Here is a 24,640-nt window from a genome sequence, read left to right on the forward strand (position 1 = left end):
CCAAGAGGTTGATGCCATGACGTGCGCTACCGCGTCCGCCACGACCATGCTCGTGCCGGATTTCCCCTATTCCTATGACAGGTGGCTGTCCCATCCGGCCGGTTTGGGCTCCCTGCCTGCTGCGATGCACGGGACCGAAGTCGCCGTCATCGGCGGCGGCATGTCCGGACTGACCGCGGCCTATGAGCTTCTACGACTAGGGCTTTCCCCAGTTCTTTATGAAGCGGAGCAACTGGGCGGCCGGATGCGGTCCATACCCTTCCCCGGGAATCCGGAATACAAGGCGGAGATGGGCGCGATGCGCTTTCCCGTCTCCGCCCGATCGCTGTTCCATTACATCGATCTGCTGGGCGTGTCCACTCGTCCTTTCCCTAATCCTTTGGCGCCGGCCACCGCGAGCACGCTGATCGATCTGAACGGCGGTCAGGACCGGGCGCGCACCGCCGGCGAGCTTCCGGGGGTCTACCAGGAGGTCGCCGACGCGTGGGACAAGGCGCTCCAGGAGCGTGCCGACCTGGGCACGCTGCGGGACGCCATCCAGCGGCGGGACGTCACCACGCTGAAGACCGTATGGAACGCGCTGGTCAAGGAGTTCGACGACCAGTCCTTCTATGGCTTCCTCGCCACCTCGTCCACCTTCCAGTCGTTCCGCCACCGGGAGATCTTCGGCCAGGTGGGCTTCGGCACCGGCGGCTGGGACACCGACTTCCCCAACTCGGTGCTGGAGATCCTGCGCGTCGTGGTCACCGAGGCCGACGACAACCAGGTGGGCATAGTCGGCGGCTCCTCGCAGGTGCCGAACGGGCTGTGGGAGCACCAGCCGGAAAACCCCGCCCACTGGCCGCAGGGCACTTCGCTGGCCTCGCTGCACGGCGGCCGGCCCCGCCCCGCGGTCACCCGGCTGCGGCGGACCGCCGACGGCGTGCGGGTGACGGACGAGAGCGGTGAGGAGCGCGAGTTCCCCGCGGTGGTCTACAGCCCGCATGTGTGGACGCTGCTGAACCGGGTCGACTGCGATCCGTCGCTGCTGTCCACTCCGCTGTGGACGGCGGTCGAGCGCACCCACTACATGGGCGCGTCCAAGCTGTTCGTCCTGGTCGACCGGCCGTTCTGGCGCGACGCCGACCCGGCGACCGGCCATGACGTGATGAGCATGACGCTCACCGACCGGATGCCGCGCGGGGTCTATCTGTTCGACGACGGGCCCGACCGGCCCGGGGTGATGTGCCTGTCGTACACCTGGAACGACGACTCGCTGAAGGTCGCCACACTCTCGGCCGAGGAGCGGCTGGAGACGCTGCTGACCAAGCTGGCCGCGATCTATCCGGATGTGGACATCCGGTCACACATCATCGCGGGGCCGCTCACCGTCACCTGGGAGACCGAGCCCCGTTTCATGGGGGCCTTCAAGAACAATCTGCCCGGCCACTACCGCTATCAGCGGCGGCTGTTCACCCAGTTCATGCAGGACGGGATGGATCCGGCGCAGCAGGGCTTCTTCCTGTGCGGGGACGATGTCTCCTGGACTGCGGGGTTCGCCGAGGGAGCGGTGACCACGGCGCTGAACGCGGTGTGGGGAGTCCTCCACCACCTCGGCGGCACCACGCATCCGGACAACCCGGGCCCCGGTGATCTCTTCGACGACTTCGCGCCGCTGGAGCTTCCGTACGACTGACCGCCACCGCCGTACACATCCAGCACTCAGGGGGAGCCGACGCGCGCCGTCGGCTCCCCCTGTCATGTCTCAGCCCTGGGCGATCTGCTCGAGCCGGCGCTTGTCCGGCTTGCCGTTGCGGTTGAGCGGGAAGCTCTCCAGCACCTCGACCCGGTTGGGCTGTTCATAGAGCGGCAGCACCTCGCACAGCCGCTCCCGCCAGTGCTTGGCGTCCCGCAGCTCGTCGTCCTCCACGAAGAAGACCAACTGGGTGTCGCCGGCCCGGCGCTCGTCGGGGAGCGGCACGATCCGGGTGGAGATCTCGGAGAGGGCGGCCTTCCGCTCGATCAGCTCGGGGTGGAGCGTGTAGCCGGAGCGGTGCACCGCGAACTTCCGCCCGAGGACGAAGAGGTTGTCGTCGGCGTCGAGGTAGCCGAGGTCGCCGGTGGGCTGCCAGCCGGTGGGCACGGCGTCGATGGTGCCGTCCTCGGCGAGATGGCCCTCGAGCGCGTCCGGGGTGTCGACCTCGATCTCACCGGCCTGGCCGGGCGCGGCCGGGTGGCCGTCCTCGTCGATGACGCGCAGCTTGATGCCCTGCATGGCCCGGCCGCAGGAGACCGGGTTCTCCAGGGTGGCGAAGGCTATGTTGCCCAGCTCGGTGCTGCCGTAGCTGTCCAGCAACGGCAGGCCGAACTCGGCCACATAGCGCTCGGAGAGCGCGCCGTCGAGCGGCGCGGCGCCCGAGCAGAACATCCGGACGCCTTCCAACTGCGCCCGCAGCGACGGCTTGCGACCGACCAGGTTGAGCATGGTGCGGTAACTGGACGGGGTGGCGTCGATCACCGTGGCGCCGGTCCGTCCGGCCATCTGCACGGCCCGGTCCAGGCGCTTGTACGGGGCGATCACCAGCGAGCAGCGGGTGAGCCAGGCGATGAGGACCATGGACAGCCCGTACTGGTGGGCGAAGGGCAGCAGCGGCAGCAGTACGTCGTCCGGCCGGTGCCCGACCTGGGCGGCGTTGCGCTCCAGGTTGGTGAGGAATTTACGGCCGGACTTGACGGCGCCCTTGGGCTCGCCGGTGGAGCCTGAGGTCCACATGATCAGGCCGTCGCGGCGGTCTGCCCAGGCGTCGAAGGACAGCTCCCGGGTGGTGAGCGGGCGCCCGGCGGCCGGGGCGATCAGTTCGTAGAGGTTCACCGTACGGATATCGGCGTGGATCGGGGCGTCGTCGTCCACGAAGGCGATCGCGGCGCCGGTGCGCCGGGCGATCCGCCGGGTCTCGTCCGGGTGCTCCTGCTGGTCGATCAGCACGATGGAGGCTCCCACGTGCATGAGCGCGAACAGCACACTCACATAGGCGGCGGAGTTGCCCGCCTTGAAGATGACGCGGTCGCCGTGGGTCACCCCGTGCTCGCGGATCACATCGGCGACGCGCAGCGCGTCCAGCTCGAAGTCGGCCAGGGTCTGCACCGAGTCGAGCGCGTAGATCTTCGCGGTCATCGAACGTACTCTTTTCCTTTTCGCTCAGGAGTTCGCTCAGGAGATACGGGCAGCCCTGGGCGGGTCCCCCTAGGCTCCCTGGTCTTCGAAGCCGGTCTCCCACTCGGCATCGACGGGGACATGCGAGAGCAACTGGTCGTGCACCAGGTTGACGACCTCTCTCCGGCTCGAGTCGAGGTAGTAGCGGGCGCCGGGAAACACCTCGAGGTCGAATCGTCCGCTCGTACGCCGCCGCCAGGCCCGTACGCCGCGCAGCGGGGTCTTGGGGTCGCCCTCACCGGCGAGGGCGACGATCCGGCAGCCGAGCTCCGGGGGCCCCAGGGACATGCCCCAGTGCGCGGTGCGGCCGGATACGAACAGGGTCAGCAGCGCCGTCCCGGTCTCCCGTTCCAGGCGCTCGGCGACGCGGTAGGCGAGGTCGGCGCCGGCCCGGTGGCCGAAGAAGGCGAGCGGGCGGTCCATCCACTCCCCCAGCGCACCGAAGATCCGGTCCGCGAGGCCGGCCGAATCGGTCAGCCGCTCGTCGTCGTCGACGCCCACGTACAGGGGGTACTGGATCGCCAACACCTCGACGGTGGGCAGCAGAAGCTCGGACAGCGAGAGGTAGTACGCGGTGGAGTGGGCGGATTCCGGGAAACAGATCAGCCGGAAACTACTCGGGGTTTCCGTTTGCAATATCCGAATAAGGCCCACATCATCGGGCTTGATCTGGCTCAAGGAGTACATCCCCGCGATTGCACTGAGGGGCCGGGTACGAGTGCGATGGTGGGGCGCGTCGACCACGCTCGTCCGAGATGCTGACTCCGTGAGGCTATGAGCCCTTCTCCTGGCCCACAACCCCTAGTAACCGCTATTCGAGGTACGCGCTATATGCGGGTACCACGCCATCCCGGCGTGGCCCGGGACACAGCGGGACACAGCAGACGCCCCCTAAGGCCCCCTCACCCGTGCCACCACCCCCTAATCTCCGGGCAGTTAGGGGTCGGGAGTCAAGCCGTCGTGTTAAACAAGAGGAAAGTAATGTTCTCCTCAAGCCAATTAAATCGGTGCGACGACAGCGATGAACACAACACGCCCCATTGACTTCGCCGTCGTTGTCGACGGCTTGATCAAGAAGTATCCCGGCCGGCCCGTTCCGGCTGTCGACAATCTCAGCTTCACCGTCAGGCACGGTGAGGTCTTCGGCTTCCTCGGACCCAACGGAGCGGGCAAGACCACCACCATCGGCATCCTGACCACCCGTGTCGCCCCCACCGGCGGGCGTGCCTTCGTGCAGGGCGTCGACGTGGTGCGCAGGCCGGCGGTGGCGCGGCAGTCCTTCGCCATCGTGCCGCAGCGCAACAACCTGGACCGGTCACTGACGATCCGTCAGAATCTGACCTTCCACGCCGGCTACCACGGTCTCCCCCGCTCGGAGCGCAACCGCCTGGCGGACGAGAGCCTGGAGTGGGTCGGCCTCGGCGACCACGCCAAGGCCCGGGCGGACCAGGTCTCCGGTGGTCAGGCACAGCGCGTGATGATCGCGCGGGCGCTGATGCACCGCCCCCGGGTGCTGTTCCTGGACGAGCCGGCCACCGGCCTCGACCCGCAGTCACAGATCTTCGTACGCGACCGGGTCGCCGAACTGAAGACCCGTGGCGTCACGGTGGTCATCACCACCCACGACATGGAGGAAGCCTCCAAGCTGTGTGACCGGATCGGCATCGTCGACCACGGCAAGCTGCTCGCCCTGGACACCCCCGAGGCACTGACCAGCCGGATGAGCAACACCGCGCTGACCGTCTCGGTGCGCCCGCCGCACAGCGGGATGAACGGCGTGGTCCACATGGTGCAGGGCCTCGGGGTCGCCGAGCGGGTCGAGGTGCTCAGCGCCGCGGACGAGATGGCCGCAGCCATGGGCGGGGCCGGGGCCGACGACGGCACCTTCCGGATGAAGGTCTACAGCAACGCGTCGTCCTCCGTACTTCTGCCCACGGTCATCAAGGCCCTGACCGACACCGGCTGCGAAATCAAGGACCTGAATGTGAGCAAGGCGAGCCTGGAAGACGTCTTTGTCGACCTGACGGGGAAGGAGATGCGATGAGCTCCTCCTCTCGACCCACGTCATCGACGGACGGGACCACGGGTGGCAAGGCCGCGGAGGAGAAGCCCGCGGCCGGCGCCGGGGGGCCCGCGCACCAGGGCGGCGCCATCAGGGGCGGTGAGTACCGGCCCGCCGACCCCAGGACCCCCGCTGCCAGGCCGGACGGGAACGGCACCACCGACCCGCGGACCGCGGAGTCCAAGTCCCCCGAGGACGACGGCTTCGAGGACACCAGGACCGTGCTCGTGCGGTCCAAGCCGGCGGCCCCGCGTCCGGGCGCCGAGGTGCAGAAGGCCGGCCCGAACACGCCGGTCAAGCACGAGGGCAAGGCGCCGGAGGTCCGGCAGCCCGACCCGCGGCAGCAGCAGGGCCGGCCGCAGGAGCACCGGCACCACGAGGCCAGGGGCATGGGCGCCTCGCACGGCGGCGGCGACATCGGGGACACCCTGACGCTCGTCATAAAGCCGATACCGGCCCCGTCGGCGACGCAGGCCGCACAGGACGCCAAGGCCGCGCTGAACGCCATCATCGCGGCGGCGGACGCCCGTTCGCCGCTCGTGGAGCCCGAGCCCCAGCCGCAGCCCGAACTCGAACTCGAACTGCCCGACGCCAAGCGCCGCGCCGGGCGCCACCGGCGCCGCGCCAACCGGTGGCGGACGTTCTTCTTCATCCTGTGGCGCGACATCTTCGTCACCGGCCGCGAGATGGGCCCGTTCCTGGGCCAGGTCATCGTGGAACCGTTCTTCATGCTGTTCGTCTTCGGCAAGGTGCTCGGCGAGATCGGCTTCACCCAGCCGGGCTTCCAGCAGGTGCTGCTGCCCGGTGTGGTGGCGCTCAACAGCTTCCTGGTCGCCCTCCAGAACACCGCGCTGCCGCTGGCCATCGACTTCTCCTGGACCAAGGAGATCGAGGACCGATTGCTCGCCCCCATCCCGGTCTCCCTGGTGGCGGTGGAGAAGGCGGTCTTCGGCGCGATGCGCGGTCTGATCGGCTCCCTGGTCATGATCCCGATCGGTCTGGCGCTGCTGGACGACGTCTCCTGGCCGCTGGAGAAGATGCCGGTGACGCTGGGCATCCTGAGCCTGGGCGGACTGGTCGGCGGCTGCGTCGGCCTGACCCTGGGCACCCTGGCGCCCGCGCGTCATATCTCCATCGTCTTCGCCATGACGCTCACCCCGATCATGTTCACCGGGGCCACCCAGTTCCCGTGGCGGAGCCTGGAGAGCGTCCGCTGGTTCCAGATCCTGTGCAGCTTCAACCCGCTGACCTATGTCACCGAGGCGATGCGCGGACTGCTGCTGGAACCCGGGCCCAAGGTGCCGGAGTCGATCCCGCTGTGGATCTGCTTCTCCGCGATCGGAGCGGCGATCCTGATCTTCGGGACCATCGGCATCCGGGGCTTCAACCGCCGGGCGCAGGACTGAGCGACGGCAGGATCGAGAGTAAGGCACCACATCATGACGGCATCCGAGCAGACGAAGACGGCCATCGTGTTCCCCGGTATGGGGCCCTCCGGCTTCTCCGAGGTGGGCAGGTTCCTGACGCTCGACCCGTTCGCCCGCAAGCGGCTCGCCGAGGCCGACGAGGCGCTGGGGTACTCGGTCTTCGACCGGCTCCGCGACTCCGAGGACGACTACTCCGAGGCCACCCAGATCGCCTTCCTGGTGAACTCGATGGCCTCGGCGGACCGCGCGGAGCAGGAGCACGGACTGGTCCCCGACCTGTGCGTGGGCCCCAGCTTCGGGCAGAAGGCGGCAGCGGCGTACGTCAGTTCGCTGCCGTTCCCCGAGGTGGTGCGGCTCACCGCGGAGCTGGCCCGCTGTGAGCACGCGTACTTCGCCGAGGAGCACCAGGACGCGGTCACCCACACCTTCGTCCGCACTCCGCAGGAGAAGCTGACGGAGATCCTCACCGAGCTCGGCGAGCGCGGTGAGTGGTACGACTACTCCGGCTATCTCGACGACGGCTTCTTCATGGTCTCCCTTCGCGAGAAGGAGCTGGAGGGGTTCAAGAAGGCGATCAGCCAGGCCGGCGGCTACTCCATGTACACCATGGTCCCGGCGGTGCACGCGCCCGCGTTCGCGGAGCTGCGGCGCCGGGCCGCCGAGGAGATCCTGCCGAAGTACGACATCCTCGACCCCAAGCTGCCCGTGGTCACCGACCAGGACGGCACCATCGTGACCACGGCCGACGCGCTGCGCACGATGCTTCTGGACACCTTCGACCTGCCGATCCACTGGCCGAAGGTGGTGGACACGCTCAAGGGCGCCGGGGTGTCGAAGATGTACATCACCGGCCCGGACAACCTCTTCCACCGGCTGGACCGCACGAAGTCCAACTTCGAGGTGGTGACGGTGGGTCCGGGCAAGCGCTCGCGCCCCGCCCGTAAGCGCTGATGACGGCGTAACACGCCGCGCAGCGGTACTCCGCTCAACGCCCCGTCTTCCCCGAGTTGACGGGGCGTTGGCGCAGCGAGGATCAATCTGCCACGTGAGGTGAATTAGCCCGCGCGGTCGCCCCCGCACCTCAGGGGTGGTTGCCGGTTTCCCGGAAGATGGTGAGCGCCTTCGTTCGGGCGTCGATGGCCTTCTTGAATCGCCCCCTCGCCAACAGAGCGTTGCTGAGGTTGTGCAAGGCTAGGCCCTCTCGGTGGCGATCGCCGGTTTTCCGGAAGATGGTGAGCGCCTTCGTTTGGACGACGATGGCTTTCTTGAATCGCCCCGCCTTCGACAGAGTGGCGCCGAGGTTGTGCAACGCCAATCCTTCACGGTGGCGGTCGCCGAGATCGCGGTAGATGGCCGCAGCCTGAGTGTGAGCGTCGATAGCCTCACTCAACCGCCCCGTCTCACCCAGAGGCCGACCGAGATTGTTCAGCGCCTGGCTTTCACCATGGCGGTCACTGGTCTCACGGAAAATAGCGGCGGCCTGGGTGTGAGCATCGATGGCTTCGCCGAACCGCCCTACCTCGACCAGAGCCAGGCCATGGTTGTTCAGCGCAATGGCTTCACGGTGGCGATCGCCGACCTCACGGTAGATCGCGGCGGCCTTGGCGTGAGCATTGATGGCCTGGTCGAACCGCCGCAGCCCCACCAGAGCCCGGCCAAGGTTGTTGAACGCCAGTGCTTCACCGTGGCGGTCACCGTGGGTCCGAAGGATGGTGGCAGCCGCCGCATGGAATTCGATGGCCCTTTCGAACTGCCGCAGCTCGGTCAAGACGCCGCCGGCGTTGTTCAGCGCATGGGCAGCATCCTGGCGGTTGCCAGTCTTATTGAAAATGGTGGCCGCCCGGGTGTAGGCGTTCAGAGCATCGTCGAACCGCCGCAGCTCATTTAGAGTGATGCCGAGGTTGCTGAGCGCATGCCCTTCCCTCTGACCGTCGCCGGTTTCACGGAAAATGGCGACCGCCTGGGTATGCGCGGTGATGGCATCGTCGAACCGCCGCAGCTCGGTCAGCGCGCTGCCGAGATTGGTCAGCGCCCCCGCTTCACCGTCGCGGTCCCCAAGGCCGCGATAGACGATTGCGGCCTTGTCATGGGCGTCGATGGCCTCGCCGAACCGCCGCAGCCCGGCAAAGGCAAGACCGAGCTGGTTCAGCGCCACTGCTTCACCGGAGCGATCACCAAACTCACGGCAAATGGCCAGGGCCGTCGTCGTGACGGTCACCCAGTCATCAAAGGCATAGCAGTCGTGGAGGTACCGGGTAAGAGCGTCCGCAAGGTCGAAGCTGGTTTTCTGGAGGCCGAATCGCGGAGCCGCGGTGACGGTGGCAACAAGGTTGGGGCGTTCGGCATCCAGCCAGGCCAGCGCGCCATCGCGGTCCGGAAAACAGGCCGAGGGGGTGCCGCGTCCCGTATCCAGATGGGAGCTGGCGGCCTCCGCGGTGGTCTGGTAGTAGGCAAAGAGACGGGACCGGGCCACGTTACGTTCATCGCTGTCGGCGTGGAGGCGGCCCTTCTCGTCGGCATACAGGCGCACGAGGTCGTGAAACCGCCAGCGGCCCCAGACGTGTGCGGGTTCGAGCAGGTGGGCGCGGGCCAGGTCTTGAAGGAGTCCCTCCACCTCGTACAGGTCGTCGCCGGCAAGGTTGGCAGCGGTCTCGGTAGAAAGGTCGTCGCCAGGATTGAGCGACAGCAACCGGAACAGGCGGGCCTGTTGGCCACCAAGGTGCTGGTGAGAGAGATCGAAGGCAGCGCGTACCGCGCGCTCCTCGCGGCGGAGCCGGTCCAGTCGGCGGTGCTCTGCTTCAAGGGCCAGAGCCAGGGAGGCCAGAGGCCGCTTAGGAGCATCAGCCAGTAGGGCGGTTGCGATACGCAGGGCCAGCGGCAGGCCGGCACAGAGCCGGGCGATGGCTTTCGCGTGCTCTGGCTCGTCCTGCACACGGGTGTCGCCAGGGCCAAGGGCGTTGTGCAGGGCTTGGTTGAGCAACTCGATGGAGGATCCCACGTCAAGGACGTCGAGGTCGTGCAGACGAGCGTCGACGTCCAGAGTGTGACGGGAGGTGAGCAGAGCAGCGTTGGTGCCATCGGTGGGCAGCAGAGGGCGAGCTTGCTCCTCGTCGGAGGCGTTGTCGATGACGACCAGTATCCGCCGTCCCTGTTCCGCGAAGGCGGCCAGCACACTGCGATACAGCCGTGTACGGTCCTGTAGACCGTCGGGGATGTGCTCGCCGGGCATTCCCAGAGCCCGTAACAGACCGTCCAGGGCGTGATCTGGAGGCAGGCGGCGTTCGCTGTCGTAGCCGAACATGTCGACGAACAGCACGCCGCCGGGAAACCAGCCCGGCTCCTTCAACGCCCGGGTGGCTGTCTGTACAACCAGTTCGGTCTTGCCAACTCCGGCCATCCCCGCCACCGCCGCTATCAGCGGTGCTTTCCGCTGCTCCCTGCCGGGAGCGAGGCCCTCGAGTAACCGCTCCACCTGCTCCTCACGACCGGTGAAAGTGCCTGACGCTGGAGGGAGTGCGGACAGCGCCGGGGTGATCTGCGGCGGCAACTGTACGGTGATGTCCCGGCCCTGGATCACGGCGTGGAAGAACACACCACCATTGATTGTGTTCGACGCCGCTCCGCTGGCGCCGTCCCGCTCGATGGCATCTGCCTCGGCCATGCCGCTCAGCCCTGTGGCGGCGGTGCACCTGTGCCGGGCGTGTCCGGCGCTGGGTGCGGGCTCGTGACCAGTGCGCTCAGCCTCGCCCACGTCTGCCGCCCGAACTCGCCACCGGCGCCGCCGGCCGGCGCCATCGATATCGGATCCATCTTGCACCCCCGTTGGCACATCGGTTGCTCACCGACGGTAAACACCATAGAGGGACCGGAGTTCCCTGAGAAGCCGGGCGTTGCCGCCCGACCGACGCTCCCGTCACGTGACCAGGTCGCAGCGAAATGACGACGGCCCCCGGTCCGGGGGCCGATCGCTTCGGTGGCTGGTTGCCGGATGGGTCAGGTGGTGGGGAACTCCCCGCGCCTGACGGCAGAGACGAACGATGACCAGGCGGTCGGCTCGAACATGAGCGCCGGGCCGTGCGGGTCCTTGCTGTCACGGACGGGGACCACGCCGCGCGAGGCGACGAGGTAGGCCGTCAACACGGGCAGGACGAACTTGCCGTCTCGTTCGAGTCAGACCCTCACGGGAGCCGAAACCCTCGACCTGGCCGGCGCCATACCCGAAGAACTGACCTACCACCTCGGCATGGTGAAACGGAGCCTGCGCAGCCTGCGCCAACTTCTGGCCCCCGTAGCGGGAGAGGAGGACCGCTGATGGCCGGCAACCGGCCTTGACCGGGACGAACTGCCGAAGATGACGATGCGCGTCTACACCATGGCGCACAACGGGATCGTCACCACCCGACGCGCGATCGTGGCCGTCCTCGACGGGCAGAAGGGCGACGCCTACTCGCTGGGGCAAGCGTGGCCGCCATGCCAGTGCCCCCGCCATCGCGACCACAACAACCCCGACCGATTCAAGCGGCCCTGAGACTGCCGTCCGCCCCGTGCCCCCGATCTCGTGCGCGGTCCGGGGATGAACGGTCCCGGCTCCGGACGTTCCGCGCGTTCTGTGGCAGATGACCGGGGCCACAGCTCCACAGGCCGCCCCGGCCCCGTTCGCCATAGACCAACCATGGCGAAAGGGGCCGGACCACGTTGTGAACACCGTCCGTCGGTCAAGCCTCGATCCACCGGTCGGCAGTGGGTCCAGCAGCCGGACATGACCACCCGCTGCCGGCGTCGCTCAAAAGCCGGTGAGCCTCGTCGTCATCCGGCGTCCCAGCTCGCGGGCCGCCCGATCCGGCAGGCGCTGGACCAGGCGGGCGAACAGCGCGTTGCGGCGGCCGTCGACCACCGACGCCTTGCGCGAGCCCAGGGCGCGGAAAGCGGTGGTGACGACTTGCTCCGGCTTCCGCAGTCCGCCAATTTTCGCCACTGTGGGCAGAATGTCCTCGGACTTCTGCCCTGTGACGGTCACTCCTGGGGAGACCGCCAGCACCCGGACGCCCGCGTCGGCGACCTCGGCACCGACCGCCAGTGTGAATGACTGCGCCATCGCCTTGCTCCCCGCGTAGGCGGCCAGGTACGGCGTGGGCAGGAACGCGGAAGCACTCGTGACGTTCACGATCGTTCCACGGCCACGTGAGACCATGCCCGGCAGGAAGCGGATCGTGCTTTCCACCAGGGCTTGCCCGTTCAGGTTCACCATCGCTGCGACGCCCGCCGGATCGGCTTTCGCCGCTGCCCCGCCGACCCCGCCGCCCGCGTTGTTGACGAGGAAACCGACCTCTATCCCGTGCTCGACGGTCCACTCGAACATTGCCCGCGGCGCCCCGGGCCCGGACAGGTCCAGCTTCTCCGTCAGCACGCGCACTCCGTGTGCGGAGCGCAGAGACGAGGCGAGCGCCTGCAGTTTGTCGCCTGATCGGGCCACGAGGACGAGGTCCGCACCGCGCTGGGCGAGCCTGGCGGCGAACTCGGCTCCTATGCCGCCCGACGCCCCCGTGATCAGCGCCGTGGTACCGGACAGACGGGACAGGTCTTGCATGATTCTCCTCGGGCTGGAGGCCGATAGACATGGTTAACTCACGCAACCACGTAAATGGACGGCACCGTCCACCTGACCGGCAAGTGAGAAACATGCCTGGCGAGATCTCTCACAACACAGACGATCCCGCCTCCGCAGCGCTCCTGGGAACGGCCATCGACAGGCTTCCCGCGGACCTGCGCCCCGACGCCCGCCGCAACCGCGAACGCGTCCTGAAAGCCGCACGCGAGGACTTCGCGGCCCAGGGCATCGACGCACCCGTGAGCACGGTGGCCCGCCGGGCCGGCGTCGGCGTCACCGGACGGACGGGGTCTGACAGCGGCACCCACGCCCGTAGAGCCCACCGCCGAACAGGGCGCCCAGGCCGGCCGGTTCAAGGGCATCCATACTCTGCACCCCGACCACCCGGCCGGTCATCGCGGCCGTCCGGTTGCGGCAGGGCAAGCCGACCGACTCCCGCCGAGCCGAACGGTTCGTCACCGAGGCCCTGGCCACCGCCGGCGTGGTCGCCGCCTGCCGCCGCGCCGGAGCCCCACTTCTCGATGCGGATACGCCCTGCCCACATCCGGCTGCGAAACCGACCGGTGGATCGAGGTCAGGACAGCCAGTCGGCCACCGCCCGCGCCGTCGTCCCGGCGTGCTCCTCCATCATCGTGAAGTGGTTCCCCGGCACATCGAGCGCGGTGTGCGGCAGTTGCCAGTACGACCGCCAGTCGCCGTCGCGCGACCAGTCGAAGAGCCGCTCCCCGGCCCGGACCAGCAGCGTCGGCGTCTTGACCTCCTTGGGCCGCCACTGGCCGAACAGCCGGAAGTAGGCGCCCATGGCCAGCAGCCGGGTGTCGTCCACCGGCACCTGGCCGGCGCTGCGCTCGTCCATCCCTGCGCTCAGTCCGGGCTGGAGGGCCACGGCCGCGTCCCGGTCGTGCGAATAGATGTCGAGCAGGACGACCGCGTCCGGGAAGACCCCGGTGCTCTCCAGCCGCGCGGCCACCTCATGGGCGAGCAGCCCGCCCGAGGAGTGGCCCAGCAGCACGAACGGCGCCCCGTCGGTCTCCCGCAGCACCGCCTCGGCCTGCGCCTCGATCACCGCTTCCGGGTTGGCCGGGAGCCGCTCCCCGGCGACGAAGCCGGGGTTGCCCAGCGCCCACACGTCCCGGTGGCCGCGGAATCCGGCGGCGAACCGCGCGTACTGGTGCGGACCGCCGATCGACAGGATCGAGGAGAAGCACACCAGCGCGGGCCCGGTCTCCCCGCGCGACAGCCGCACCAGCACGGGCGCCTTGTCCAGCTCGGCGGCGCCGGCGAACGAGGGCCGGAACCGCGAGACATCCATCAGCAGCCGGGTGAACTCCTCCTGCTTGCCGAGCTGTCCGGCCTCCCGCATCATCGCGCCGAACACGGCCGACGGCTCCGCGCCCGCCGCCTCCGTGCGCGCCGCGTCCGAGACCGCACCGCCCTCGGCGGCCACCGGACCGGCCAACTGCGCCAGCAACTGCCGGGCGACCAGCTCGGGCGTCGGGTGGTCGAACAGCAGCGTCGGGGCCAGCCGCAGCCCGCTCGCGGCGTTCAGCCGGTTGCGCAGCTCCACGGCGGTCAGCGAGTCGAAGCCCTGCTCCAGGAAGCCACGCGTGGCCCCCACCGCCTCCGCGTCCGGGAAGCCGAGGACCGCGGCGGCCTGGCCGCGGACCAGGTCCAGCACGGCCTTCTCGCGCTCCGCCTCGGCCAGCCCGGCCAGCCGCCGGGCCAGCGAGGGGCCGCCCGTGTCGGCCGCTCCGGCGGCGACGGTACGCCGCCGGGCCGCGGCCCGGACCAGCCCGCGGAACACGGCGGGCAGCCCGCCCTCGGCGGCCTGCTCGCGCAGCGGCGCGGTGTCCAGGTGCAGCGGTACGAGCACCGCCTCACCGCCGACCGCGCACGCCGTGTCGAACAGCTCCAGACCGTCCCGCGAGGACAGCGGTGCCATCCCGGAGCGCTCCATACGGGCCACATCCGCGTCCGCCATGCCGCCGGTCATCGCGCTGCGCTGCTCCCACAGGCCCCAGGCCAGCGAGAGCGCGGGCAGCCCGGCGGAGCGGCGGTGCGCGGCCAGCGCGTCCAGGAAGGTGTTGGCCGCCGCGTAGTTGGCCTGGCCCGGCGCGCCGAAGGTACCGGCGGCGGACGAGAACAGCACGAACGCGGAGAGGTCCAGATCGCGGGTCAGCTCGTGCAGATTGTGCGCCGCGGCCACCTTCGGCCGGAAGACCGTGTCGATCCGGTCCGGGGTGAGTGTGGGCAGCAGCCCGTCGTCCAGCACACCCGCGGTGTGCACGACGGCGGTGAGCGGATGCTCCGGATCCACCTCGGCCAGCAGCATCGACAGCGCCTCGCGGTCGGCCACATCGCAGGCCGCGACGCTCACCCGGGCGCCCAGCGCGGTCAGTTCCTCGACCAGCTCGGGCATTCCGGGGGCGCGCTGTCCGCGGCGGCTGCCCAGCAGCAGATGCCGTACCCCGCGCTCGGCCACGAGGTGGCGGGCGAGCTGTCCGCCGAGGACACCGGTGGCGCCGGTGATCAGGACCGTGCCGTCCGGGCCGAACTCCGGGAGCCCGAGCCCTTCCGGTACCTGGTTCTCGTGCTGCTCCTGGGTGGCGACCCGGGCCAGCCGGGGCGCGTGGAGCGCGCCCGCGCGGACGGCGAGCTGCGGCTCCCCGCCGGTCACGGCCGCCGTGAGCAGCTCGGCCGAGGTCTCGTCACCGTCCAGGTCGAGCAGCAGGAAACGGTCCGGGTTCTCGGTCTGGGCGGTGCGGATCAGGCCCCATACGGCCGACCGCGCCAGGTCGTGCACCTCGGCGTCCGGGGACGTGGCGACCGCGCGCCGGGTGACGAACGCCAGCCGCGCCCCGGCGAGGCCCTCCTCCGTGAGCCACGACAGCGCGCTGTCCAGCGCGGCGTGGGTGGCCAGCCGGGCGCCCTCCGCCACATCGCCGCCCCCGGCGGGGCCGGTGTGCGGGAGGAGGACGACATCCGGCCGGGGGCTGCCCGAGGCCACCACGGCCGCGAGTTCGGCCAGGTCGGCGAAGACGGCGCAGTCGGCACCTGCCGACTCCAGCGCGGCGACGAGCCCGAAGGCGTCCGTGCCGTGCCTGGCGTCCTGGCCGGTGCTGTTCGCCGCGTCCTGGCCGGTGCTGTTCGCCGCGTCCTGGCCGATCAGGGCCCAGCGGAGGGTTCCGGGGGCCGCCGAGGGCGCCGGCACCGGGGCCCACTCCAGCCGGAACAGCGAGTCGTGGTAGGTCACCTGGGCCGCGCGCAACTGCTCCGGGGCGATACGCCGCAGCACCAACGAGTCCACCGACGCGACCGCGCCGCCGTTCTCGTCCGCGACGGTGAGGGCCACCGTGTCCGGCCCGGCCGGGGCGATCCGTACGCGCAGCGCCGTGGCGCCCGCCGCGTGGAGGGTGACCCCGGTCCAGGAGAACGGCAGCCGGATCCCGTCGGCCTCGCCGCCCAGGAAGTCGCCGAGCGCGACTCCGTGCAGCGCGGCGTCCAGCAGCGCCGGATGCAGTCCGAACAGCGCGGCGTCGGCGTGCTGCCGCTGCTCCAGGCGCAGCTCGGCGAAGACCTCCGCGCCGCGCCGCCAGGCGGCGCTCAGCCCCTGGAACGCCGGGCCGTAGCCGAAGCCGCCCGCCGCGAACCGCTCGTAGAGGTCGTCCACATCGAGGGCGACGGCCTCGGCGGGCGGCCATACGGACAGGTCCGCGCCGCCGTCCGTGGCGTCACCCGTGGCCAGGACACCGCTGGCGTGACGGATCCAGGGCTGGTCCGAGGCGTCGCCCCGGTCCGCGTCCGGCTCCGGGCGGGAGTAGACCTCCAGCGTCCGGCGGCCGCTCGCGTCGGCCGCGCCGACGGTCAGCCGGAGCTGGATCCCGCCCCGGCCGGGCAGGATCAGCGGTGCCTCGAGGGTCAGCTCCTCCAGCAGCTCGCAGCCGACCTGGTCACCGGCGCGGATCGCCAGTTCCACGAAGGCCGTTCCCGGCAGCAGCGCGGTGCCGGACACGGCGTGGTCGGCGAGCCAGGGGTGGGTCTGGAGGGAGAGCCGCCCGGTGAGCAGGAAGCCGTCGGAGTCGGGCAGTTCGACGGCGGCGCCCAGCAGCGGATGCCCGGCGGCGCCAAGCCCGGCGGAGGCGACATCGCCCACCGAGAGCGGGACCTCGATCCAGTAGCGCTCGTGCTGGAAGGCGTACGTGGGCAGCTCGACGCGCTCCGCGCCGGTCCCCTCGTACACCGCCTCCCAGTCGACGGTGACGCCACGTGTCCACGCCTCGCCGACGGAGATCCAGAAGCGGTCCAGGCCGCCCTCGTCACGGCGCAGCGAACCGATCGCGGCAGCCTCACGGCCCGCGTCCTCGGCGGTCTCCTGCACACCCATCGTCAGCACGGGATGGGCGCTGGACTCGATGAAGGCACCGAAGCCCTCGTCCAGCAGCCGCCGGACCGCGCCCTCCAGCTCAACGGTGCGACGGAGGTTGGTGAACCAGTACTCCGCGTCCAGCTCCGGACCCTCGACCCACTCCCCCGTCACCGTCGACAGGAACGGCACCTCGGCGCTCTTCGGCTGTACGGGCGCCAGCAGCTCCAGCAACTCGTCACGGAGCAGCTCGACCTGCGCGGAGTGCGAGGCGTAGTCCACCGGCACCCGGCGCGCCCGCACCTCATCGGCCTCACACGACGCCAACAGCTCGTCCAGCGCCTCGGGCTCACCCGAAACCACCGCCGAGGAGGGCCCGTTCACGGCGGCGACCGAGATGCGCTCCTCACCCCACGCCGCGATCCGCTCCCGGACCTCCGCCACCGGCAGCGCCACCGACACCATGCCGCCCTTGCCCGCCAGCACCCGGCCGATCGCCTGGCTCCGCAGCGCCACCACACGCGCCGCGTCCTGAAGCGACAGAATCCCCGCCACACAGGCCGCCGCGATCTCACCCTGCGAATGCCCGACCACGGCCGCCGGGACGACGCCCAGCGAACGCCACAGCTCGGCCAGGGACACCATCACCGCGAACAACACCGGCTGAACAACGTCCACCCGCTCCAGCGACGGCGCGCCCTCGGCGCCACGCAGCACCTCCACCAACGACCAGTCGGTGAACTCCGCCAGCGCCGCGGCACACTCCTCGATCCGCGCGGCGAACACCGGCGAGGCGTCCATCAGCCCCACCGCCATACCGGCCCACTGCGACCCCTGCCCCGGGAACACGAACGCCGTCTTGCCCGCCGTTCCGGTGCCCTGGACCAGCTCGGCCACCGCCTCGCCCCGGGCGAGGGCTGTCAGGGCGCGGATGAAGTCGTCGCGGTCCGTGCCGACCAGCACCGCGCGCTGGTCGTGAACGGCGCGGGTGGTGGCCAGGGAGTAGCCGATGTCGGCCGGGCGCAGGCCCGGGTCGGTGTCGAGGTGTGCCAGCAGCCGCTCGGCCTGGGCGCCCAGCGCCGCCTCGCTCCTGCCCGACAGGATCCACGGCAGCACACCGGGCTCGGGCGCGGCGTCGGCGGCCGTGGGCCGCTCCGCCGGGGCCTGCTCGATGATGGTGTGCGCATTGGTGCCGCTGATGCCGAACGAGGACACGGCGGCCCGGCGCGGACGGCCGGTCTCGGGCCATTCGAGCTGCTCGGTGAGCAGCGACACCGCGCCCGCCGTCCAGTCCACATGTGGCGACGGCTCGTCCACATGCAGGGTCCTGGGCAGCACACCGTGCTCGATGGCCTTGACCATCTTGATGATGCCCGCGACACCGGCCGCGGCCTGGGTGTGGCCGAAGTTGGACTTCACCGAGCCGAGCCAGAGCGGCTCGTCCTCGGTCCGCTCCTGGCCGTAGGTGGCCAGCAGCGCCTGCGCCTCGATCGGGTCGCCCAGCGTCGTACCGGTGCCGTGTGCCTCGACGACGTCCACCTCGGCGGCGGACAGCCGGGCGTTGGCGAGGGCCTGCCGGATGACGCGCTGCTGGGACGGGCCGTTGGGCGCCGTGAGGCCGTTGGACGCGCCGTCCTGGTTGATGGCGCTTCCGCGCACGATCGCCAGCACCGGGTGGCCGTTCTTGCGCGCGTCCGACAGCCGCTCGACCAGCAGCATGCCCACACCCTCGCCCCAGCCGGTGCCGTCCGCGGCGGCGGCGAAGGGCTTGCAGCGGCCGTCGGTCGCGAGGCCGCGCTGCTTGCTGAAGGCCACGAAGGTGCCGGGGGTGGCCATCACGGTCACACCGCCCGCGAGCGCGAGCGAGCATTCGCCGCTGCGCAGCGCCTGGACCGCCATATGCAGGGTGACCAGCGACGACGAGCACGCCGTGTCGACGGTGACCGCCGGGCCCTCCAGACCGAAGGTGTACGACACCCGGCCCGAGGCGACACTGCCGGAGCTGGCCGTGCCCATATAGCCCTCGAGGCCGTCGGGGGCGCGGTGCAGCAGGGTGCCGTAGTCGTTGTACATGACGCCGGTGTAGACACCGGTCCGGCTGCCGCGCACCGCCGCCGGGTCGATCCCGGCCCGCTCGAACGCCTCCCAGGTGGTCTCCAGCAGCAGCCGCTGCTGCGGGTCCATGGCGAGCGCCTCACGTGGCGAGATGCCGAAGAAGACGGGGTCGAAGTGGTGGGCGTCGTGCAGGAATCCGCCGTTGCGGGCGTAGCTGGTGCCCTGCTGGTCGGGGTCGTCGTCGTAGAGCGACTCGATGTCCCAGCCGCGGTCGGTGGGCATGTCGGTGATGGCGTCCGCGCCATCCACCACGAGCCGCCACAGGTCCTCGGGCGAGGTCACCCCGCCGGGGAAACGGCAGCTCATCGCCACGATGGCGATCGGCTCGTCGTCGCCTGCCGTGGCGGTGGCGACGGGTGCGGCGGTGTCCTCCTGGCTGCCCTGGGCCTCGGCCCGCAGATACGCGGCGAGGGCGGCGGGGGTCGGGTAGTCGAAGATCAGCGTGGCGGGGAGCCGGACGCCGCTGACGGCGGTCAGGCGGTTGCGCAGTTCGACGGCGGTGAGCGAGTCGAAGCCGACCTCGCTGAACGCGCGCTGCGGCTCGACCGCTTCGGGCCCGGCGTAGCCGAGTACGGCCGCCACCTGCGTACGGACCACGCCGAGGACGATCGCCTCGGCCTCGGCGTCGGACGCCCCGGCGAGCTGCTGGGCGAGCGCGCCGGACCGCGCCGCGGCGGCGGCCTGGGCCGCGCGGCGGGGCGGGACGCGGACCAGACCGCGGAAGAGCGGCGGCAGCATTCCGGCGCTCGCCTGCGCCCGGAGGGCGGCCAGGTCGAGAGGCATCGGCACGAGCAGCGCCTCGTCGGCGGTGTCCGCGAGGTCGAACAGCTCCCGGCCCTGGTCGGCGGTGATGGCGGCGACGCCACCGCGCCGCAGCCGGTCCAGCTCCGCCTCGTCCAGATCCCCGGCCATACCGCCGGACTCGGCCCACAGGCCCCACGCGAGGGAGGTGGCGGGCAGGCCCTGTGCGGTGCGGTGCTGGGCGAGGGCGTCCAGGAAGGCGTTGGCCGCCGCGTAGTTGCCCTGGCCCGCACCGCCGAAGACGCCTGCGGCTGAGCTGAACAGGACGAATGCGGACAGATCCGCGTCCTGGGTCAGCTCGTGGAGGTTCCACGCGGCGTCGACCTTCGGGCGCGCCACAGTGGCCATGCGCTCGGGGGTGAGCGAGCCGATCACGCCGTCGTCCAGGACGCCTGCCGTGTGGATGACGGCGGTGAGGGGGTGGGCGGCAGGAATGGACTCGATGACCTCCGCGAGGGCCGTGCGGTCGGCCGCGTCGCAGGCGGCCCAGTGGGCTTCCGCGCCCAACGCCGCGAGTTCTGAGGCGAGTTCGGTCGCGCCGGGGGCCTGCTCGCCTCGGCGGCTGAGCAGGAGGAGGTGGCGTGCGCCGCGCTCGGTCACCGCGTGGCGGGCGAAGAGCATGCCCAGTGTGCCGCTGGCACCGGTGATCAGCACCGTGCCGTCCGGGTTCCACGCGGGGGCTTGGTTCTCCGCCGCCACGGTGGCGCGGGCCAGGCGGGGGGCCTTCACCGTGCCCTCGCGCACCGCGAGTTCCTGTTCACCGGCTGCGAGGGCGGCGGGGAGGGCGGCGAGGGAGTCCGGGTGGCCGTCCTGGTCCACGAGGGTGACTCGGCCCGGGTTCTCCGACTGGGCGGAGCGGATCAGGCCGCGGGCTGCGGCGTGGGCGAGTTCGGTGCCGGAGGTGAGGATGACCAGGCGGGTGTCCGCGAAGTGGTCGTCGGTCAGGTAGGTCTGGAGCAGGGTGAGGGCTTGGGTGGTGGCCTGGTGTGCGGCTTCGGTGGGGTTTTCCCCGATCCCGCCCCTTCCCGCAACCATGGGCTCCGCCCCTGGACCCCGGTCCTCAATCGCCGGACGGGCTTCGGTTGCCGCGCCCGGACGGGCTGGGTGGGTGGTGCTGTCCCCGGCTTGGGGCACCGCCGGTGCCCCGGCACGCCCTTCGGGCGTGTTCTCAATCGCCGGACGGGCTTGGTTCGCGGCCAGGGACACCACGATGTACTCCGGGGCCTCCGCGCCCGCGTCTATGGCGGTCGCCAGCGCCGCCAGGTCCGGGTATGCGGCGGGGAGGCTCAGGGCGTTGGGGCCTACGGCGGCCCAACCGGCCCTGGACTCCGGCTCGGACTGGGCCGGGACCGGGGTCCAGTCCACCCTGAACAAGGCGTCGGACGCGCCGCCGGGGCGGTCGGTGCTCAGTTGGTCCGGGGAGACCGTGCGCAGTGCGAGGCGTTCCACCTCTGCCACCGGGGCGCCGGTCACGTCGGCGAGTTGCAGGGACACCGTGCCGTTTCCGGCCGGGGACAGCCTGACCCGTACGCTGTCCGCGCCCACCGAGTGGACGCGGACGCCGGTCCAGGAGAAGGGCAATCCGCCCTGGCCCGGGGTTTCCGTCAGGTCGCTGAGGCCGATGGTGTGCAGGACGGCGTCCAGGAGAGCCGGGTGTACGCCGAAGAAGGCGGCGCCCGGTTCCGTGGCCTCGGGGAGGGCGACTTCCGCGTACACCTCGCCGTCGCCGCGCCAGGCGGCTCGCAGGCCCTGGAAGGCGGGACCGTAGGCGAAGCCCGCCTCGGCCAGGCCCTCGTACAGGCCGTCGGTCTCGATGCGCTCCGTGCCCGCGGGCGGCCAGGCGCTCAGGTCGAACGGGGCCGTCGGTGCGCTCTGCGCGAGCAGGCCCGTGGCGTGGCGCAGCCACGGCTCGTCGTCTCCGGCCTCGTCGGGGCGGGAGTGGAGGGCGAGGGTGCGGCGGCCGGTGTCGTCCTGGGCGCCCACGGCGATCTGGAGTCGGACCCCGCCCCGTTCGGGCAGGATCAGCGGGGCCTCCAGGGTGAGTTCCTCGACCAGGTCGCAGCCGGCCTGCTCACCGGCGCGCACCGCCAGTTCCACGAAGGCGGTGCCGGGCAGCAGCACCGCGCCCATGACGGCGTGGTCGGCCAGCCACGGGTGGGTGTCCAGCGCGAGCCGCCCGGTGAACAGGAAGCCCTCGGCGTCGGCCAGGGACACGGCCGTGCCGAGCAGCGGGTGGTCGGCTGTGCCGAGGCCGAACGAGGTCACGTCGCCGTAGGCGGTGCCCGCGTCCAGCCAGTAGTGCTCGCGCTGGAAGGCGTAGGTGGGCAGTTCGACGCGCTCGGCGCCGGTCCCCGCGTAGTACGCCGCCCAGTCGGGGGCGGTGCCCCGGGTGTGCAGGGTGGCCAGGGCGGTGGTCAGGGTCTCGGCCTCGGGGCGGTCCTTGCGCAGCGTGGCGGCGAACGCCACGTGCTCGGACTCGCCCACCAGGCACTCCTGGCCGAGCGCGGACAGCACCCCGTCCGGGCCGAGTTCGAGGTAGGTGGTGACGCCCTGCGCCTCCATGGCGCGGATGCCGTCGAGGAAGCGCACGGCCTCGCGGACATGGCGGACCCAGAAGTCGGCGGTGGCGATCTCGGCGGCGGGCGCTATGCCGCCGGTCAGGTTGGAGACCACCGGGATCTTCGGGGCCTCGTACGTCAGGCTCTCGGCGACCTTGCGGAACGCCTCCAGCATCGGGTCCATCAGCGGCGAGTGGAAGGCGTGGCTGACGGTGAGCCGCTTGGTCTTACGGCCCTGGGCCTCGAAGCCTTCCGCGATCTCCACGGCCGCGTCCTCGTCACCGGCGATGACGACCGACGTCGGGCCGTTGAGCGCGGCGATCGAGACGCGCTCGGTCAGCAGCGGCGTCACCTCGTCCTCGGACGCCTGGACGGCGATCATCGCGCCGCCGCCCGGCAGCCGCTGCATCAACCGGCCCCGGGCCGCCACCAGCAGTGCGGCGGCGTCGAGCGAGAACACCCCCGCCACATGCGCGGCGGCGATCTCGCCGATGGAGTGGCCGGAGACCACGTCCGGCTTCAGGCCCCACGACTCGACGAGGCGGAACAGCGCCACCTCGATGGCGAACAGCGCGGGCTGGGTGAAGCCGGTCCGGTCCAGCGCGGCGGCGTCGTCCCCGAACAGCACGTCCTTCAGGGGCCGTTCGAGGCGCGGGTCGAGCGCGGCGCACACCGCGTCGAACGCCTCGGCGAACGCCGGGTACGTCGCGTACAGCTCGCGCCCCATGCCGAGGCGCTGGCTGCCCTGGCCGGTGAAGAGGAACGCCAGCTTGCCGCGGGTCTCCACGCCCTGGACCACCCCGGCGGCGGGCTCACCGGAGGCGAGCGCGGCGAGGCGGTCGAGGAAGGTCGCGCGGTCACCGGCGATGACGGCGGCCCGGTTCTCCAGGGCGGCGCGGGTGGTGGCCAGGGAGTGGCCGAGGGACACCGGGTCCAGCTCGGGGTGGTCGGCCACATAGCTGTGGAGCCGGGCGGCCTGGGCGCGCAGGGCGTCCTCGCCCTTGGCGGAGACCAGCCACGGCAGCAGCGGGAGGTCGCGGGGCTCCGCCGTCTCCTCGGCGGGGGCCTCCGGGGCCTCCTCGGTCTCCTCGGCCTCGGTGTCCTCCGCCACCGGCGCCTGCTCGATGATCAGGTGGGCGTTGGTGCCGCTGATGCCGAACGAGGACACGGCGGCGCGGCGCGGACGGTCGGTCTCCGGCCACGGCCGGCCCTCGGTCAGCAGCGAGACGGCCCCGGCCGACCAGTCGATATGCGGCGACGGCTCGTCGATGTGCAGGGACTTGGGCACAAAGCCGTGCTCGATGGCCTTGACCATCTTGATGATCCCGGCGACACCGGCGGCGGCCTGGGTGTGGCCGACGTTGGACTTGATGGAGCCCAGCAGCAGCGGCCGCTCCGGGCTCTTCTCCTTGCCGTAGGTGGCCAGCAGCGCCTGCGCCTCGATCGGGTCACCCAGCGTCGTACCGGTGCCGTGTGCCTCGACCACGTCGATCTGGTCGGCGGTCAGCCGGGCGCTGGCGAGCGCCTGGCGGATGACGCGCTGCTGGGACGGGCCGTTGGGCGCCGTCAGACCGTTGGACGCGCCGTCCTGGTTGATGGCCGAGCCACGGACGACGGCCAGCACCTTGTGGCCGTTGCGGCGGGCGTCCGACAGGCGCTCCACCAGCAGCATGCCCGCGCCCTCGGACCAGCCGGTGCCGTCCGCCGACGCCGCGAAGGACTTGCAGCGGCCGTCGAAGGACAGCCCGCGCTGGCGGCTGAACTCGGTGAAGGTGCCGGGCGTCGACATCACGGTCACACCGCCCGCCAGCGCCAGCGAGCATTCGCCGTTGCGCAGCGCCTGCATGGCCAGATGCAGGGTCACCAGCGACGAGGAGCACGCGGTGTCGACGGTGAGCGCGGGGCCCTCCAGACCGAAGGTGTACGCCACCCGGCCGGAGGCGATGCTGCTGGAGCCGCCGGTGCCGAGATAGCCCTCGACACCGGGCGGCACGGCGCGCAGCCGCGAAGCGTAGTCGTGGTACATGACGCCCGCGAAGACACCGGTACGGGTGCCGCGTACGGAGGTGGCGTCGATGCCCGCCCGCTCGAACACCTCCCAGGTGGTCTCCAGCAGCAGCCGCTGCTGGGGGTCCATCGCGAGGGCCTCGCGCGGATTGATGCCGAAGAACGCCGGGTCGAAGTAGTTGGCGTCGTGGAGGAAACCGCCCTCCCGGACATAGCTCGTGCCCGCGCCGTCCGGATTGTCGTCGAAGAGCCGCCCGATGTCCCAGCCACGGTCGGTGGGGAACTCGGAAATGCCGTCCCCGCCCTCGGACACCAGCCGCCACAGGTCCTCGGGCGACTCGACGCCGCCCGGGTAGCGGCAGCTCATGCCGACGATCGCGATGGGCTCCTGGTCCTCCGACTCCACCTCTTGCAGGCGGCGCCGGGTCTCATGCAGGTCGGCGGTCACCCGCTTGAGAAAGTAACGGAGCTTTTCCTCATTCATACGTGCGTTTCCCTCTCGAGGA

General features: G+C 70.9%; 10 protein-coding genes and 2 pseudogenes. 6 read left to right on the forward strand and 6 right to left on the reverse strand.

Annotated elements, in window-relative coordinates; all coding sequences use genetic code 11:
- Positions 1-16 precede the first annotated feature (16 nt).
- Positions 17-1,675, forward strand: coding sequence for a flavin monoamine oxidase family protein (locus tag ACK1X7_RS18255; protein ID WP_385143799.1), 1,659 nt, complete (start codon positions 17-19; stop codon positions 1,673-1,675).
- A 69-nt stretch (positions 1,676-1,744) separates the two neighbouring features.
- Here ACK1X7_RS18255 and ACK1X7_RS18260 read toward each other — a convergent pair whose 3' ends face one another.
- Both ACK1X7_RS18260 and ACK1X7_RS18265 read right to left on the reverse strand, forming a co-directional pair.
- On the reverse strand, positions 1,745-3,154 hold the full coding sequence (locus ACK1X7_RS18260; RefSeq protein WP_385143797.1) for a class I adenylate-forming enzyme family protein: 1,410 nt from the start codon (positions 3,152-3,154) through the stop codon (positions 1,745-1,747).
- A 69-nt stretch (positions 3,155-3,223) separates the two neighbouring features.
- Positions 3,224-3,880 (reverse strand): thioesterase II family protein, encoded by a 657-nt coding sequence (locus ACK1X7_RS18265; protein ID WP_078641487.1) that lies wholly within the window; start codon positions 3,878-3,880, stop codon positions 3,224-3,226.
- Between the two features lie 334 nt (positions 3,881-4,214).
- On the opposite strand from ACK1X7_RS18265, the gene ACK1X7_RS18270 reads away from it, so the two are divergent.
- Genes ACK1X7_RS18270 through ACK1X7_RS18280 form a run of 3 tightly spaced genes read left to right on the forward strand, consistent with a single transcriptional unit; the run spans position 4,215 to position 7,633 of the window.
- Entirely contained in the window at positions 4,215-5,237 is a 1,023-nt protein-coding gene (locus ACK1X7_RS18270; RefSeq protein ID WP_216342487.1) for an ABC transporter ATP-binding protein, read from the forward strand.
- Positions 5,234-6,661 (forward strand): ABC transporter permease, encoded by a 1,428-nt coding sequence (locus tag ACK1X7_RS18275; RefSeq protein WP_413115353.1) that lies wholly within the window; start codon positions 5,234-5,236, stop codon positions 6,659-6,661. The genes ACK1X7_RS18270 and ACK1X7_RS18275 overlap by 4 nt, the downstream gene beginning before the upstream one ends.
- 33 nt (positions 6,662-6,694) lie before the next feature.
- Complete coding sequence (locus tag ACK1X7_RS18280) at positions 6,695-7,633, forward strand: ACP S-malonyltransferase (RefSeq protein ID WP_382957086.1); 939 nt, start codon at positions 6,695-6,697, stop codon at positions 7,631-7,633.
- Between the two features lie 130 nt (positions 7,634-7,763).
- Here ACK1X7_RS18280 and ACK1X7_RS18285 read toward each other — a convergent pair whose 3' ends face one another.
- Positions 7,764-10,343 carry a tetratricopeptide repeat protein gene (locus ACK1X7_RS18285; protein WP_413115354.1) on the reverse strand — a complete coding sequence of 860 codons (2,580 nt, stop codon included), beginning with the start codon at positions 10,341-10,343 and terminating at the stop codon, positions 7,764-7,766.
- Between the two features lie 332 nt (positions 10,344-10,675).
- A pseudogene (locus ACK1X7_RS18290) lies at positions 10,676-10,801 on the reverse strand (DUF397 domain-containing protein); the annotation flags it as partial.
- Between the two features lie 232 nt (positions 10,802-11,033).
- Between ACK1X7_RS18290 and ACK1X7_RS18295 the strand changes: the two are divergent.
- The gene (locus tag ACK1X7_RS18295; RefSeq protein WP_390793169.1) at positions 11,034-11,210 is read left to right on the forward strand and encodes a hypothetical protein; all 177 of its coding nucleotides are present in this window, start codon (positions 11,034-11,036) and stop codon (positions 11,208-11,210) included.
- Between the two features lie 255 nt (positions 11,211-11,465).
- Here the strand turns inward: ACK1X7_RS18295 and ACK1X7_RS18300 are convergent, their stop codons facing one another.
- Positions 11,466-12,269 (reverse strand): SDR family NAD(P)-dependent oxidoreductase, encoded by an 804-nt coding sequence (locus ACK1X7_RS18300; RefSeq protein WP_413115355.1) that lies wholly within the window; start codon positions 12,267-12,269, stop codon positions 11,466-11,468.
- 92 nt (positions 12,270-12,361) lie between these two features.
- Here ACK1X7_RS18300 and ACK1X7_RS18305 point away from each other — a divergent pair.
- Positions 12,362-12,565 (forward strand): annotated as a pseudogene (locus ACK1X7_RS18305) (TetR family transcriptional regulator); the annotation flags it as partial.
- A 299-nt stretch (positions 12,566-12,864) separates the two neighbouring features.
- On the opposite strand, the gene ACK1X7_RS18310 reads toward ACK1X7_RS18305, so the two are convergent.
- Positions 12,865-24,618 carry a type I polyketide synthase gene (locus ACK1X7_RS18310; RefSeq protein WP_413115356.1) on the reverse strand — a complete coding sequence of 3,918 codons (11,754 nt, stop codon included), beginning with the start codon at positions 24,616-24,618 and terminating at the stop codon, positions 12,865-12,867.
- Between the last annotated feature and the right edge of the window lie 22 nt (positions 24,619-24,640).

Source organism: Streptomyces sp. CY-1 (assembly GCF_047218265.1).
Taxonomy (GTDB): Bacteria; Actinomycetota; Actinomycetes; order Streptomycetales; family Streptomycetaceae; genus Streptomyces; species Streptomyces niphimycinicus.